We start from the raw sequence: 14,732 nt of genomic DNA, 5'->3' as shown, positions 1-14,732 counted from the left end.
TGGTTTCGCAAAAATTTACAACTGCGCTAAGTTTTCCGTCCTCAGCGCAGTTGTGATGAGAAAACTATTGCTCCTGCTTCAGGCTTTGGTCGCGAATAGTTTTGAATTCGGTTCCTTCATACCAGTTAGGATAGTCGTCAGTGTTACTCAACAGATAACCGGCTTCGAAGAAAATACGAATATCATCCATCGCAGCTTTCCATACCCAGTCTTCATGGTATTCGTCGCATAAGTTGTGATAACACTCGCCGCGCATCGCATCCCACTTTGCCGCTGTAGCCTGATCGGCATCATCGCGGTATTCGGTACCACCGCCGCCGTACACTGCTGGTACGCCAAATTTAGCTAAGCTGAAATGATCAGAGCGGTAATACCCACCACGTTCAGGCTTACTCTCTGGGCGCAGCTCTCGACCTTGACGCTTAGCAGCTTGTTCAACATAAGTTTCAACTTCAGATTTTGGATAACCAACAACCGTAAAGTCTTTCATGCGGCCACTGACGTTCATGCTATCGATATTAAAGGCACCAACGATCTTGTTTAGCGGGACGGTCGGGTGAGCCGCAAAATACTTGGAACCTAGCAGCCCCTGTTCTTCCGCTGTTACCGCGACGAAAGTCACGCTACGATCCGGCGCTTCCGGCAGTTGCTTGAATGCCTGAGCGATACTGATAATGCCAGCGGTACCTGTCGCGTTATCGATCGCACCGTTATAGATATGATCGCCTTCCATGTTGGGGCGTGAACCCAGGTGATCCCAGTGCGCCATATAAATAACGTGCTCGTCCGGGTTCTTTTTGCCAGGAATAGTAGCAATGACGTTGGCTGACTGAGACTCCTGGATTGTGTTGTTGATGGCAACAGAGGCTCTGCTGTCCAGAGGTACTGGTTTGAAGTCTTTACTCAAGGCTTTTTGTTGCATTTCGGCTAGGTCTAAGCCTGATTGCTTGAGCAGGTTGTGGGCCTGGTCGAGTGTAATCCACATCTCAGCATCCAACTTTGGTTCATTGCCTGAGCTTGGTAAGTGATACTGTGGGCCGGACCAGCTGCTTGATACGACATTCCAGCCATAGGATGCTGGCGCTGTTTCATGGACGATGATGGCACCGGCAGCACCTTGGCGTGCAGCTTCTTCGTATTTATAGGTCCAGCGGCCATAGTAAGTCATAGCCTTCCCCTGGAAAATACCAGCGTCAGGTTGCGCAAAACCTGGATCGTTAATCAGGATGACCGCTGTCTTACCTTCCATATCAACGCCTTCATAGTCATTCCAGTTATATTCTGGAGCAACGACGCCGTAACCGACAAAGACTAAATCGGAATCGTTCAACTCGATCGATTCGACCGTCTGGCTGGTGCCGGCAACAAAATCTTTGCTGTACTCCAGGGTTGAATCACCCAGCTGCAGCTGCATATTGGCATCCGCTTCGATACTGATCAAAGGGACCTGCTGAAAGTAACTGTCGCCATTACCCGGTTCAGCACCGACAGCTTCAAATTGCGCTTTAAGGTATTCTGAGGTTTTACGCCCCCCTTCGGTGGCTGGGCTGCGGCCTTCAAACTCATCGCTGGATAAGGTTTTGACACGCTCTTTATATTGCCCTAAATCGATATTATCGTATGCCGTCAGGAAGTTATTTTGATGTTTGCCTGCTTCCTCTGACTTTTGCTCAGGTGTGGTTTCTTTTGCCTTAATGGTTTCTTCTTGTGCCGCCTTTGTTGTTTTTTGCTCTGTAGCCGCGTCTTTTGATGAACTGTCGTCATTACAGGCAGAAAGCAAAAGCGCAGCAATTGATAAACTTAGCGTTGTTTTCTTCATAGTACTACCTTTGGTCAGTTTAGTGGGCTCATATTACCCATGGCGACACTGGATCTCAATGGGCAGCAGGGACTCATTCTGAATTATCCATTAGATAGTACTAATGTATGTGGCTGGCAGGCTACTCATGACTTGACTGATAGCGCGAGGGGGGTAAGCTTAGAGCACTTTTGTTAGTGGGAGTATTTTCGTGGTCTTAAAACAATCTATAAAGACATGGTTTGTTACCGCCAGTGTTATCACTGCTCTTGGCTTTTCTTTCAGCACAGATGCTGCAGAGGAACAAAGTGCGGCGGTATTGACGTTGGAGCAAGTCATGGCCGATCCTGACTGGATTGGTAATGCACCGGAATCACCTTATTGGGCAGATGACGGCCAGTCGATTTTCTATCACCAAAAAATGAAGGGGCATGACGAGCGTCGTATATGGCGTCTCGAGCTGGATAGCGAAGAGGTGTCCGTGGTACAGGACGCAGAGCTATTCGAGATTGACAGCCCTAAAGGCGATATCAGCCCTGATCGTAAACTGAAAGTCTATAATCTGAGAGGCGATCTCTACCTTAAGTATCTGGACTCAGGGGAGGTACGGCAGCTGACGAAGACGCACGCGGATGAAGGTATGCCTCAGTTTATTGACAATAATACAGTGGCATATCAGGACGGCAGTGCTTTCTATACCATTGATCTGGGCTCTGGTCTGGTTGCTCAACTGGTGGATATTCAGTTAAAGAATGATCCAGATGAAGAGGAAGACAAAGGTTATCTGGAAAAGCAGCAAACGCGTTATTTTGATTATATCCGTGAGCAGCAGGAAGAACGTGAGTTCGGCAAAAAGCGTGGCAAGGAAATTAATTCGAGCAGCCCTAGAGCGGTCAATGAGCCATGGTATTTAGGTGACGATAAAGAGATCCATACTTTGAGTTTGTCACCGAATGGGCAGTACGTGGTTGTCGGTACTTATGACAAAGCAGACAAAGACGGCAAGAACGATAACATGCCGCGCTTTGTTACCGAAGACGGCTATGTCGAAAATGCAACGGTTCGACCGTTAGTCGGGACTTACGCACCGCGTCATGAGACGTTGTATTTACTGGATCTGACGTCGGGGGAGAAGACCGAACTGGTGTATGACAGCCTACCTGAGCTGGAGAATGATCCTTTAGCAGATATCAAGCGTGCCACGGCGAAACGAAACGGTGAAAAGTACAAAGCTAATAAGGAGCCTAGAGATCTGGCCGTGTTTGACTGGATTCCCAATCAGGGGATTGAGTGGAATGATGCGGGCGACTCAGCTGCTATTTTATTGTATTCGGCAGACAACAAAGACCGCTGGCTGGTCAGCGTGGATACTGACGATAAAGCGTTAAATACCGAGCATCACCTGCGCGATAAAGCATGGATTAATGACTGGAATTTCAATGATTTTGGCTGGGTTGATGATGAAACCCTTTATTTCACGGCAGAAGATACCGGCTTTAGTCACTTATATGTGAAAGAGCTTGGAGATTCTCCAGAGGCTTTAACTAAAGGCCGTTATGTGGTCGATAGCGTGATCAAAGATCCTGACAGTGATTACCTGTATTATCGTGCCAATAAAAAACATCCGGGAATTTATGAAGTTTACCGCGTAAGCGCCGATGGTGGTGACTCCGAAGCGGTGACGAATTTAGGTGGCAAGAATGACTATGTGTTATCACCGGATGGTCAGCAGTTGATTATTACTCATTCCGAGGCATTAAACCCACCGGAGCTATTCCTGGTAGACGCGACAGGTGGACAGGCCAAGCAATTAACATTCACAACCTCCAGCAAGTTTCAGTCGATCCCCTGGACACAGCCTGAGTATGTAGAAATCCCATCAAGAGACGTCGATCAACCAATTTATGCTCGTTTGTATAAACCACAAGGCTTTGATGCCAGCCGAGAAGAGAAATACCCTGCGGTAATTTTTATCCATGGTGCGGGTTATTTACAGAATGCACATCAGGGCTGGTCGCTCTATTTCCGTGAGTTCATGTTCCATACCTTCTTGAACCAGCAAGGTTATGTGGTGATGGACATCGACTATCGCGGCTCAGCGGGTTATGGTCGTGATTGGCGTACGGCGGTTTACCGTCAAATGGGGACGCCTGAGGTGGTGGACTTGATTGATGGTGCTAACTGGATGGAAGCCAATGCAAACGTAGATCGCGACGATGTAGGTATTTATGGTGGCTCTTACGGTGGTTTCCTAACTTTTATGGGGTTATTTACGGCGCCAGATGAGTTTGCTGCTGGGGCATCGCTGCGCCCGGTTACGGATTGGGTACATTACAACCACCCTTACACCTCCAACATTTTGAATACACCGGAAGTGGATCCTTTAGCCTATGAGCGCAGCTCGCCGATTGAATTTGCTGAAGGCTTGAGTAAACCGTTACTGATTGCTCACGGCATGGTCGATGATAATGTGTTCTTTAAAGATACGGTTCGTCTGGTTCAGCGTCTAATTGAACTGGAAAAAACGGAGTACTTTGAAACGGCTATTTATCCTATCGAACCGCATGGCTTTAAAGAACCTTCAAGCTGGCTGGATGAATACAAGCGTATTTATTATTTGTTTGAAGAACATTTGAAAGATTAAGTTGTATTGAGTAAATAAAAAGAGGAGCTGCGGCTCCTCTTTTTATATATCCGCTCCCGATAGCGAACTATAAGCTTTTTTCAGACTTGCTGATATCGCCGAGGAAAATTTCTCGATAAGCGATATAGGTTGTTCCAACTCCTATAGGAACTGCTAGTGTGGTGACTAAGGCGTCAATGAGCAGATTGATATATGGGTTGGTTAATAAGCTTCCAAAGATGGACAGTACGAGCGTACCAATAAATGCAATGACGATGATACAGATAAGCCCCACAATCGCCAGTATCAGAACAGCAAAAAAGTTTTTCAGGCCGCCAATAAAACTGTTAGCAATGGCAGGAAAAGCTTTCTGATCACTGAATAGAATTAAACTGATGGCAAACCAGGTGGCTAACGAGAACAGAATGAGTAACAGTACAGCCCATGGAATGGCCGGAGCAATTAATTCAAATACTGAGCGCGCATAAGCCTCGTCTCCGGCTTCTATGCGAGCCAGATCAATACCTTTCAGATTTTCCATTCCAACCATGGAAGCCAGAATACTCATCATGATTATCGCCAGTAATATGGCTATCACCGCATATAACACCACCTGCGCAATCTTAGGGTGCTGGAAGGCTTCAAATATTTGAGCAGGCTTTATGGCACCTTGCTGGGTGTAAACTTTGTGTGCGCCGACCAGTAAACCGGCAATCAGTAACGGGTTGATAATCGCCATGACGATACTCAGCGAGGGCAGGAAGGCAGGGATGACCGAAGTAATTATCGTGTATACCAGAGCGGCAATAAACCAGTGCTTAAAGTGAGGCACATAGATCTCGCTCAGGCTACGTTCCAACCAATAAAAACCTCGAACTGGCGAAACCGTACGACTTCTTGCCGGCTCCGATCCCTGAGGTTCTTGCTCATCCTCATGAATAAACTCGTTATTGTTATCCATATACAGGCTTCCTAGATAATTGAGTTAACGTCGTCGAAGTCAAAGCGGGGGCTACGAGGAAATAAGTCTTTTTTCGTGCCATAACCTAAGTTGCAAAGGAAGTTTGCTTTGATCTTTGTGCCGGCAAAGAACGCTTCGTTAACCTTCTTGGGACTAAAGCCCGACATGGGACCGCAGTCCAGCCCTAGTGCGCGAGCTGCCATGATAAAGTATCCACCTTGTAGCGAGCTGTTACGAAATGCGGTCGATTCGATGAATGTGTCATTGCCGACAAACCAACTTTTAGCATCGGTATGTGGGAATAGCTTTGGCAAGTGCTCGTAGAACTCCATGTCCATACCAATGATAGCGCAGACCGGTGCTTTCATCGTTTTATCGACATTACCTTCCATCAGGCACGGTTTCAGTTTTTCTTTTGCTTCATCACTTTTGACAAAAATAATACGCATCGGACAGCAGTTCGCTGATGTGGGGCCCATTTTGACCAGATCATGCAATTTATGCAGCAGCTCATCAGATACTTCAGTCTCTTCAAAATCGTTATAAGTTCTAGCTTCTTTGAATAGTGTGTCCAGAGCTTCAGGGCTTAATGGCGTTGCGTGTTGTTTTTTTATATCAGACATACTTTCCTCATAAATTACGGAATTCAGGTGCATTTTACCGATTGTTTTACCATAATAAAGGTATCTTTAGCGTGAATTTACTATTATTACATGAGTTTTTGCTGTAACTGGACATCAACCATCAAGCTGGTGGGGTTGCTACTGCTTTGCCTATTGCTGCTTATGGCTTGTAGTTCGGCGGATAAACATGCGTCTTTGTGTGAAACCCATTTCTTGGCAAAAAGCTATAAAGTCGCTTTAAAACACTGTGAGCAGGCGGTCGAGGATGGTGATATCCCTGCTCATTATTACTTAGGAATGATCTATATTCGAAGTGATCAGCCTGAGCAAGGATATTCGCTGGTACATAAGGCGGCTGAAGAGGGATTCGATAAAGCCATTTTTTACCAGACTGTTAACGACATTTTAGATCCAGAAAATTCGGAAGTTGCTGAGAGCGCGTTGAAGAAAATGCAGTCTTTTGCTGAAAGTGGGGATGATGTTGCTCAGTTCTGGATGGGCAATATCTTCCTGTTTGGGCACGCGGGACAGCAGAAAAGCCCTAATGAAGCCAGCTACTGGTATCAATTGTCGGTAAAGCAGCATAACTACCGCGCCATGAATAATTTAGCCTGGATTAAGGCCCTGGCCAGGGGCAGTGAGTTATACGATCCTGAGGGTGCTATACGGCTAGCACAAAGAGTGGTGAATAAATATCCAGAAGCTCATGGTTATCTGGATACCTTGGCTGCAGCTTATGCTGCGGACGGGCAGTTCGATAAAGCTGTGATCTTTCAAACCAAGGCCGTAGATCTGGTGAGTGCCGGCAAGTGCCAAAACTGCTCTGAGAAATTGCTGGGCTATTATCAAAGTCACTTACAGCAGTATCAGCAGGAAAAACCACTTGAAGAAGATTTGCTGAAGTAATATTGTTAAGGAAATCAACAGGTTGTTTTTGGTAATAATGACAACTTAAGCCAAAGGAGTCTATGTTATTGCGTCATAGTATGTCTCGATGGATTTATATTGGACTTGGTGTGTCAGCGCTACTGGCTTGCTCGAGTAAAACTACAGTCACGCCAACGGAGCCGCAGACTGATAGCCATTGGTATTGTACGCCTCAGAGCGATGACGAGTGGTTGTGTCAGGAGTCTGATGATGAGTTTGTGCGCCTGGCTCGGCAAAGGCAAACGATGGTAGAAGAGCCAGATCAAACGACTCAAACCGAGCCACAGCTTACTGCCACGGAGCCAGTTACTCCCAGCTCGCCGATAATCCAGACTCCCACAGAGTCCCAGAGTCTCGTTGAGGATGAGCCGTCTCAGTTAACAGAACCTACCCAGAGTAAACCGGTTGTACCCGCTGATAAGGGGCAGTCAGAATCGCAAGACCTTGATACAGAGAGTGAGGTATCAGCCTGGGTTGTTCAGCTGGCTGCCTATACACGGGAGGACGGAGCCATCCGTTTGAGCAATCAAGTTCCGGACAGTCGCTACTATCAAACCCTGGTAAATGGCCAAACCTATTACACCGTTGTGTTAAGCGGTTTTGCGACTCAGTCCGAAGCGCACGCTGCTGCACAACGGTTACAAACTCAGAATCTTGGGGTGATCCCCTGGGTTCGTCGTGGTGAAGCCTTACGGCAGGTCATGGTGCCTTAGCTTTCTTACTTAGACTGTAGGATGGATAATAACTCCCGATCCATTGGTCCATCACTTTTTTCTATAATACGGCCAAGTTCCTGCCCATTCTGAGAAACAACTATTGTTGGTGTGTATTTGACGTTTGCTTTTGCCGCTAAGCCTGCACGATCACTTTTACTACGATCCAGCGCAATTAAGGTGAGCTTAACCTTGGGGTTGTCCAGTGAGTGGTAGAAGGTGATGAGATCGGGGATCTCCCTCTGGCTGTCATGACACCAGGTTCCGAAGAATGCTTTGATGCTGGTTGGTTGCTCAAGTGCGTTGAACTGTTGGATTGAGTTATTCGCTGGTTGATACTCCCTTTTGACTCTGAAAATAGGATAGCCCATCTGCAAAGCCTCTATTGAAATAACCCCTTCGGCGTCAACATGCTGACTAAAACGACTGTGATGGTTTGCTGTTTCTGTCTGGGATTGCGTGGTACATGCTGTTATTAAAGAGAAGAAAAGCAATAGACTGACGGCTAAAAAGGGTTTCATGAGTTGTCCTTGGTAAAATTGAGGCTAACAGAATTAACACAAAAGCGTTGGCCGGTCTCAGTAGGACCATCCTCGAACACATGCCCCAGATGCGAGCCACACTGAGCACAAAGAATTTCAGTACGGTGCATGCCGTGGCTGGTATCTTCGCGGTAAGCAATGGCTTTATTGTCCTGCGCTTTATCGAAGCTTGGCCAGCCACAGCCTGAGTCGAACTTTGAGTCATCGCCAAATAATGGGTTATTGCAACAAATGCAACGATAAATCCCCTGCTCATGATGGAGGTTGTACCCTCCTGAGAACGGTGGCTCCGTACCATGTTGTTGCGTCACCTGGTAGGTCAACGAGTCGAAGTTTTGAGATGCCTGTTCTCTTAATGCTTTTAGCGGTGGATAAGCGATATGGAACTCGCTCCACAGCCGCCAATTATGAGGGACATGTATCCCGTATTGTTGCGCTGTTTCTAACAGGTAACCATTGATGGCGCTTATTTCTGTTTCCTGTCCTCGTAACACATCTTGTAGCATTGAAGATTGGTTGTCGGCGGTATTTCGGATGACAGATAAGGTGTTGTCTTTTAAGTTATCGGCGATACCGGGTTGCATGACTTTAGCCAGCCGTTGATTTTCATTGATGAGCGCCATAACCTTTGGGTAGACTGGCTCTTCCAGCAGGGCACCATTTTTGCACTGATAAATCGCGGTTAATGGGTTAACTACGGCGTTAACGAACAGCTTTTGCCATAGAATAGACTCTATATCATTACTCCAGCTGGCATTCAGCGTTTGTAATAGAGTCGACGTCAACCATTTGGGCTGTTTGCTGTGGTTTAAACAGCCGAAGGTAATGCTGCCGTGTCCACCATAGTGAATGCTTTGCCTGCCCTGTTGATAGGTGCCATGAGTGTTACTGGCCAGAAAAATATTCTCTGAACTGATAAATTGGCTAGCGACACTTTCGTGGCCCATGCCATTCTGAAAAAGTACCATAACTGTTTCAGCGGTGATGGCGTGAGCCACGCTTTCCAGAGCGGTTTTTAGCTGAGGCGACTTCACACAAACCCACAGTTGCCCTAATTCATCACAATCTGAAGCAGTTATCGTTTTGATTTCGTGATAAGTTGGGCCATCCTGAACGGTTAACTGCCATCGGCCTGAATCCAGCAGAGCATCGGGCCTAACAATTAACTGGCAATCAATAGAGGCTTCAGTTAGTTTATGGGCTAGTAGCTGGCCGACCGCACCGGCACCGAGAATTGAAATCATAATATCCAGTAGTTAAAAAAATAGAACAACAATCTAAGAAGCAGAATATGCATTTAAGCAGTAGTTTACAACAATTTATCCATCACCTCGCGAATAAGCGAATGCTGATCTGTCTTTTCCTTGGCTTTACCTCGGGGTTCCCTTATTACGTTTTAGCGCAATATCTACCGGGCTGGATGGAAGATTCTACTTTTACTTTGCAGGAAATTGGCTTAATTACATTGGCGCAGTTGCCTTTTACCTGGAAGTTTATCTGGGCGCCCTTGATGGAAAAATTCAAAATACCGTTAATGGGACGCCGTAAGGGCTGGATTTTTGTTACCCAAGTTGTACTTGGGCTGTTGATGCTGGCGCTTACGACACCTTTCGCGTCAGCCAGCTCGAATAACTTGATGATTATAGCTTTTGGTATCGGCTTTTTTAGCGCCAGTGCTGATGTGGTCATTGATGCTTATCGTCGAGAGATTTTACCGGATAGCGAGCTGGGTGTGGGGAATGCGTTTCATGTTAATGCATGGCGCTTAGCAGGTTTGGTTCCAGGTGGTTTGGCATTAGTTATGGCTGATACCATTGACTGGACCTGGGTTCATATCTTCCTTGCTGGATTCTGCGCGACCGCAGCAGTTATCTCCCTTATTATTCCCGAGCCTGATAACTATGAATATAAGCCATTAACTTTTATTCAGTCGGTGGTCGAACCCTTCAAGAATTTCTTCTTGAGAAGTGGGATCAAAACAGCCTTGTTAATCATGGCTTTCCTGTTTTTCTATAAGTTGGGTGACAATCTGGCAACGGCATTGGCAACGCCTTTTTATAAGCAGATGGGCTTTTCATGGACGGAGATTGGTTCGACCGTTAAATTAACGGGCCTTTGGGCTATGATCGCCGGTACCGTCATTGGTGGTGTCTGGATGATTAAACTGGGGATTAAGCGCTCTTTGTGGGTCTTTGGTGTGTTCCAGATGCTGTCCATTTTAGGCTTTGTCTGGCTTTCTAGCGTTGGTGATAGCTTGCCAGTGCTGTTTGTGGTGGTGAGTGCAGAATATATTGGTGTCGGTTTAGGACAGGTGGCGGTATTGGCCTACATGAGTAAGTTATCGGACTTACGATTTACTGCAACACAGTTCGCGTTGCTCTCTGCTTTTGTTTCTTTGCCGCGAATTTTTGCAGGGTCGGTGACAGGCTACCTGGTCAGGGGGAAAGAAGAAGACTCCAGTGAGTGGGTGGTTACTATTCTGGACTGGTTACAGATTCCGGCAGAAGGATTGGGCTGGGTGAATTTCTTCTATGTGTGCTTTTTCGCTGCAATACCGGGTATGTTGATCCTGTTCAAGATCGCTCCTTGGAATGGGCATTTACTGGGGTGTGAAAAAATTCAGTCTGTCAAAGAAGATGCGGCAGAATAGTCAAGGGGGAGTAGAAAAAAGGCGCTGATTAACGCCTTTTTATATCTACCACTCTACATGCTACAGGTGTAGAGTAAATCCAGCATAAAAACCATCGATAGTGATATCGCTGGACAATGAATCAAAATCGTCAAACTCAACATCAAAAGTACGGTAACCCAGTTCAAGGCCGATACCCGAATCGCCTTCGTAGGCTAAATAGGCTTTGATATCAGAAATTTTGTCGCCAGACTTTTCACCGATATTAAAAGTAGCGCCAGTGCTAAGGCCAGTAAATGGCAAATCAAACTGGGCTTTGCCGTAAACGGCGGGAACGGTTCCTTTTAGATCCAGTCGGCTGCCAACGGTACCGGTCGTCGCTGTGTAGTTAACCTCCATGGAGCCGTCAAAATCTTTACCTGTCAGGCCAAGATCAAGGTTAACCCAGTTATCAAGCAGCTCATAGTATAGCGTGTAGTCCGTATGGGTCAGATCATAACGTGAAGCTAACTCGCTCCCTTCGACAAAAGTCACGTCATTGAAGGTGAAAGTTTGAGTTGCATTACCAATCGCGCTGCCGTCCAGATTGTTTTTTTGGAGCTTGACGTTCGGTAAAAAAGGTACCGGATGTTCGAAAGCAATATGGTAAATACTGCCATCATCGTCTTTCAAACCTAAGTCCTGGTTTAAGTCGATATTCTCATTGCCTGAACTGATATAGCCATCCATATCGTAATTCCAGCTTTCAGCTCCAATGTGAAGGCCTATAAAGTCAGCGCTGGCTGCGCCTGATGTCGCCAAAATAGCGGTTGCAGTAAGAACTTTTGTCAATGTCATTGTTGTCTACCTCTATAAGTTTGGCGCTATTCTATCGGTTTTTAACAGCAAAAAATACCGAACCAGTTATCAGTCTTACCCAGTGGAGCTATTGCTTGTTATAATCATGACAACTTAATTTTATGTAGAGATGTTTGTGGAGACACGATTTGGTGGTATCGCGCGACTTTATGGGCAAAAAGCGTTAGATAAGTTTAAACAGTCCCATGTTTGTGTCATCGGAGTCGGCGGTGTCGGCTCCTGGATAGTCGAAGCGTTGGCTCGCTCGGGAATTGGCGCTATTACAATGATTGATCCGGATGAAGTCAGTGAAAGTAATATCAACCGGCAGCTGGTGGCTCTTGAAAGCACAATAGGTCAGGGTAAAGGCGATGTTTTAAAAAATAGAGTTGCCGATATCAATCCTGAGTGTGAAGTTTCCATTGTTGAAGATTTACTGAAGCCTGAGAATACCAGAGAGTTGATAGGCTCTGAGTTTGACTATGTGATTGATGCCATTGATAGCGCTCGTGGCAAAGCCGCATTGATTCGTCACTGTAAGCGTAATAAAGTGCCCATGGTGTGTATTGGCGGAGCGGGGGGGCAGATTGACCCGCAGCAGATTACGGTGGCGGATATTACGCGCACCCACAATGACCCTTTACTGGCCAAAACACGTTCCATTCTGCGTTATGACTATGGTTTTTCCAGCAATTTGAAGCGTAAATACCAGATCCCTTGTGTCTATTCGACAGAGCAACTATCCTACCCACTGCCTGACGGCGGTATTACGCGGCAAAAGCCCGATTCTGAACGTGCTCTACGCATGGCCTGTGATGTGGGGATGGGCTCGGCTACGCATATCACGGCAACGTTTGGCTATTTTGCCGTCGGCTTATTGTTACAAAAGATCACTAAAAAAGCATAATCAATTGCTTTATTATTCAAACAAAGTATTAAAATTTACAAGAAAGGACTTGGCATGAAACAGCTTATTTTATTCTTGGCTGGTTTATTCGCATTGACCAGTATTCAAGCAAAAGAGATTCCAATCGAAGATTTTGCGAAAAAACCTCAGTTTAAATCCACGAAAATTTCCCCGGATGGTAAACATCTTGCTTTTACCTTTGAGGAAGGAACGGAAGTTAAACTCGGTATTATAAATCTAGTCGATAAAGAACTATTAACCTCATTTGACGTGGGACCGAACAGAGAGGTTGTGTTCTTTCGTTGGGCTAATAATGAACGGATTATCCTACTTGCTGGAAACATTACGGGTTGGCTGGATGGGGCCAAGAAAAATTACCGGTTAATGGCTGGCAATATTGATGGTACTAAAAGAGAAGAGTTGTGGGACTACCAGCGCTCCGGGATACGAATTATATCCACATACGATGAAGACCCCGAAAAGATTTTAGTTTATAAGTCTCATTGGCAAGATAATGACGTCAAGCTTCACTATCTGGATACCTACAAAGCCAAGTTAGATTACGCTCCTGACTCTCCCGAGGCGGTAGGGGATGATGCGGGTATTCGCGCAATCTTCGTTGACTTGAATGATGAACCCCGAGTCGCTCTCGAGTTTGACCCTCAAGATGAAGATGATAGTACCGATAATGTCAGCAGATTGCATCTTAAGGATATCGGTGGTGAATGGAAAGTAATGGCATTACCCAAAAATAGGGATGAGGTTCCAACAGTTCTCCCGCTTGGATTTAATCTCGACAACGATAAGTTTTATTTCCGCTCGAATCACGACCTGGATCACGATGGTGTTTTAGGCTTTTTTGTTCTGGATATGAAAACCCAAGAAATTACCAAGCTATTCAGACACCCAGACGTTGATGTAATTGCGGCTATCAAGGGCGATGAAGGAGAGGTTGTCGGTGTCTACTATGAACCGGGTTACCCAAGCTATTATTATCTGGATGATCCTTCTGTAGCTGATGAGGTGAGTTTCCATAAAAATCTGAGAGCCAGTTTTAAGGGCTCTGATATAACGGTCAGCAATTACAGTAAAGATGGAAAATTTACGGTTGTCAGGGTAGCCAGTGATCGTAATCCTGGAGACTATTACCTCTTTAACCGTGAGAACAATAAAGCGGAATATATTACCAGCTCAATGCCACACATAAAACCTAAGGAAATGGCGATGATTGAACCATTTGCAATGCAAGCTCGCGATGGTTTGAAAATGTATGGGCAGATAACAATCCCTAACAATAAAGAGCTAAAAGACCTCCCCATGGTGGTCTTTCCACATGGTGGACCTTATGGGGCTTATGATCTTTGGAGATTTGATTGGAGAGCACAGTTGCTTGCTAATAGAGGTTACCTGGTTCTTCAGTTAAACTATCGTGGTTCTGGACGTTATGGACAGGATTTCGAAGATGCTGGTCATGGTGAGTGGGGCACCAAGATGCAGGATGATCTTGCCGATGCGACTTTATGGGCCATTAAGCAAGGTTACGCTGATAAAGACAGAGTCTGTATGCATGGTATTAGTTATGGTGGTTACGCCTCGATGCATGCGGCTGTAAGGCATCCTGATTTATACCAGTGTGTGATTCCTGAAGCTGGACTTTATGATATTGAATTACAATGGGATAAGGCCGATTCATTCCGAAATGCTTCAGCAGCCTATAAAAATAGTTGGTTAGCTAAAGCATTTAGCTCATCGGATACTAAAGTTCTGGAAGAGCGTTCTCCTGCATTCCATGCTGATAAAGTTAAGGTACCGGTATTCTTAATTCATGGTGAAGACGATGTACGAGTGCCAATTGAAAATGCTTACGTGATGGAAGAGGCTTTGAAAAAAGAAGGTAAAGACGTTCAAACTTACTATCGAGAAGACGGTCACGGGTTCCAGAAAGTGGAGTACCGAATCGAGTCTTTTGAGCTGATCTTTGATTTCCTGGAAGAACACATTGGAAAGTAATTCAATATTTAGTTAAGACTAAGCCACCTTAGGGTGGCTTTTTATGTTTAAAAATTACCCTTGAAAATATTCTGTTTGTACCTATATCAATAATGAGCGTTAAGTCTCCGAGAGATTAACGCCATGTTTTAACAATGAAACTTTAACTATATTGCTTCTATT

General features: G+C 45.6%; 12 protein-coding genes and 1 pseudogene. 6 read left to right on the top strand and 7 right to left on the bottom strand.

What is annotated here, in order from left to right; all coding sequences use genetic code 11:
- Positions 1-64: 64 nt before the first annotated feature.
- Positions 65-1,819 carry a M28 family metallopeptidase gene (locus H7708_RS00905; protein WP_223668579.1) on the bottom strand — a complete coding sequence of 585 codons (1,755 nt, stop codon included), beginning with the start codon at positions 1,817-1,819 and terminating at the stop codon, positions 65-67.
- A gap of 190 nt (positions 1,820-2,009) precedes the next feature.
- On the opposite strand from H7708_RS00905, the gene H7708_RS00900 reads away from it, so the two are divergent.
- A complete protein-coding gene (locus H7708_RS00900) occupies positions 2,010-4,442 on the top strand; it encodes a S9 family peptidase (RefSeq protein ID WP_223668578.1) in 2,433 nt (810 codons plus the stop codon).
- A gap of 67 nt (positions 4,443-4,509) precedes the next feature.
- On the opposite strand, the gene H7708_RS00895 is transcribed toward H7708_RS00900, so the two are convergent.
- Together H7708_RS00895 and H7708_RS00890 are read right to left on the bottom strand one after the other, a co-directional pair.
- The gene (locus H7708_RS00895; RefSeq protein ID WP_223668577.1) at positions 4,510-5,382 is read right to left on the bottom strand and encodes a BPSS1780 family membrane protein; all 873 of its coding nucleotides are present in this window, start codon (positions 5,380-5,382) and stop codon (positions 4,510-4,512) included.
- An 11-nt stretch (positions 5,383-5,393) separates the two neighbouring features.
- A complete protein-coding gene (locus H7708_RS00890) occupies positions 5,394-6,005 on the bottom strand; it encodes a malonic semialdehyde reductase (RefSeq protein ID WP_223668576.1) in 612 nt (203 codons plus the stop codon).
- 90 nt (positions 6,006-6,095) lie between these two features.
- On the opposite strand from H7708_RS00890, the gene H7708_RS00885 reads away from it, so the two are divergent.
- A complete protein-coding gene (locus H7708_RS00885; protein ID WP_223668575.1) occupies positions 6,096-6,911 on the top strand; it encodes a tetratricopeptide repeat protein in 816 nt (271 codons plus the stop codon).
- A 62-nt stretch (positions 6,912-6,973) separates the two neighbouring features.
- Positions 6,974-7,645: an SPOR domain-containing protein gene (locus H7708_RS00880; protein ID WP_223668574.1), complete on the top strand. Its 672-nt coding sequence runs from the start codon at positions 6,974-6,976 to the stop codon at positions 7,643-7,645.
- 5 nt (positions 7,646-7,650) lie between these two features.
- Here the strand turns inward: H7708_RS00880 and H7708_RS00875 are convergent, their stop codons facing one another.
- The 3 genes and pseudogenes from H7708_RS00875 to H7708_RS00865 all read right to left on the bottom strand — a co-directional run.
- Complete coding sequence (locus H7708_RS00875; RefSeq protein WP_223668573.1) at positions 7,651-8,166, bottom strand: TlpA family protein disulfide reductase; 516 nt, start codon at positions 8,164-8,166, stop codon at positions 7,651-7,653.
- Complete coding sequence (msrB, locus tag H7708_RS13500) at positions 8,163-8,567, bottom strand: peptide-methionine (R)-S-oxide reductase MsrB (protein WP_223668782.1); 405 nt, start codon at positions 8,565-8,567, stop codon at positions 8,163-8,165. Before msrB ends, H7708_RS00875 begins: the two co-directional genes overlap by 4 nt.
- A 15-nt stretch (positions 8,568-8,582) precedes the next feature.
- A pseudogene (locus tag H7708_RS00865) lies at positions 8,583-9,431 on the bottom strand (ketopantoate reductase family protein); the annotation flags it as partial.
- Positions 9,432-9,478: 47 nt separating this feature from the next.
- Here H7708_RS00865 and H7708_RS00860 point away from each other — a divergent pair.
- Positions 9,479-10,837 carry an AmpG family muropeptide MFS transporter gene (locus H7708_RS00860; protein WP_223668572.1) on the top strand — a complete coding sequence of 453 codons (1,359 nt, stop codon included), beginning with the start codon at positions 9,479-9,481 and terminating at the stop codon, positions 10,835-10,837.
- 60 nt (positions 10,838-10,897) lie between these two features.
- On the opposite strand, the gene H7708_RS00855 is transcribed toward H7708_RS00860, so the two are convergent.
- Entirely contained in the window at positions 10,898-11,653 is a 756-nt protein-coding gene (locus H7708_RS00855; protein ID WP_223668571.1) for a TIGR04219 family outer membrane beta-barrel protein, read from the bottom strand.
- A gap of 130 nt (positions 11,654-11,783) precedes the next feature.
- On the opposite strand from H7708_RS00855, the gene tcdA reads away from it, so the two are divergent.
- On the top strand, positions 11,784-12,560 hold the full coding sequence (gene tcdA / locus H7708_RS00850) for a tRNA cyclic N6-threonylcarbamoyladenosine(37) synthase TcdA (RefSeq protein WP_223668570.1): 777 nt from the start codon (positions 11,784-11,786) through the stop codon (positions 12,558-12,560).
- A 54-nt stretch (positions 12,561-12,614) separates the two neighbouring features.
- Positions 12,615-14,570, top strand: a complete 1,956-nt coding sequence (locus H7708_RS00845; RefSeq protein WP_223668569.1) for an alpha/beta hydrolase family protein — start codon at positions 12,615-12,617, stop codon at positions 14,568-14,570.
- Positions 14,571-14,732: the final 162 nt, after the last annotated feature.

Origin of the sequence: Kangiella shandongensis (assembly GCF_020005365.1) — a bacterium.
In the GTDB taxonomy this organism is placed as follows: Bacteria; Pseudomonadota; Gammaproteobacteria; order Enterobacterales; family Kangiellaceae; genus Kangiella; species Kangiella shandongensis.
Note: the sequence above shows the minus strand (reverse complement) of the source record. Positions and strands in the feature narration are given on the sequence as shown.

Bases quoted from the DNA above. Each gene is read 5' to 3' on its own strand.
- H7708_RS00890 (WP_223668576.1), bottom strand. From the start codon at position 6,005: ATGTCTGATATAAAAAAACAACACGCAACGCCATTAAGCCCTGAAGCT.
- H7708_RS00885 (WP_223668575.1), top strand. From the start codon at position 6,096: ATGAGTTTTTGCTGTAACTGGACATCAACCATCAAGCTGGTGGGGTTG.
- H7708_RS00845 (WP_223668569.1), top strand. From the start codon at position 12,615: ATGAAACAGCTTATTTTATTCTTGGCTGGTTTATTCGCATTGACCAGT.
- H7708_RS00895 (WP_223668577.1), bottom strand. From the start codon at position 5,382: ATGGATAACAATAACGAGTTTATTCATGAGGATGAGCAAGAACCTCAG.
- H7708_RS00880 (WP_223668574.1), top strand. From the start codon at position 6,974: ATGTTATTGCGTCATAGTATGTCTCGATGGATTTATATTGGACTTGGT.
- H7708_RS00855 (WP_223668571.1), bottom strand. From the start codon at position 11,653: ATGACATTGACAAAAGTTCTTACTGCAACCGCTATTTTGGCGACATCA.
- H7708_RS00905 (WP_223668579.1), bottom strand. From the start codon at position 1,819: ATGAAGAAAACAACGCTAAGTTTATCAATTGCTGCGCTTTTGCTTTCT.
- H7708_RS00875 (WP_223668573.1), bottom strand. From the start codon at position 8,166: ATGAAACCCTTTTTAGCCGTCAGTCTATTGCTTTTCTTCTCTTTAATA.
- tcdA (WP_223668570.1), top strand. From the start codon at position 11,784: ATGTTTGTGGAGACACGATTTGGTGGTATCGCGCGACTTTATGGGCAA.
- H7708_RS00860 (WP_223668572.1), top strand. From the start codon at position 9,479: ATGCATTTAAGCAGTAGTTTACAACAATTTATCCATCACCTCGCGAAT.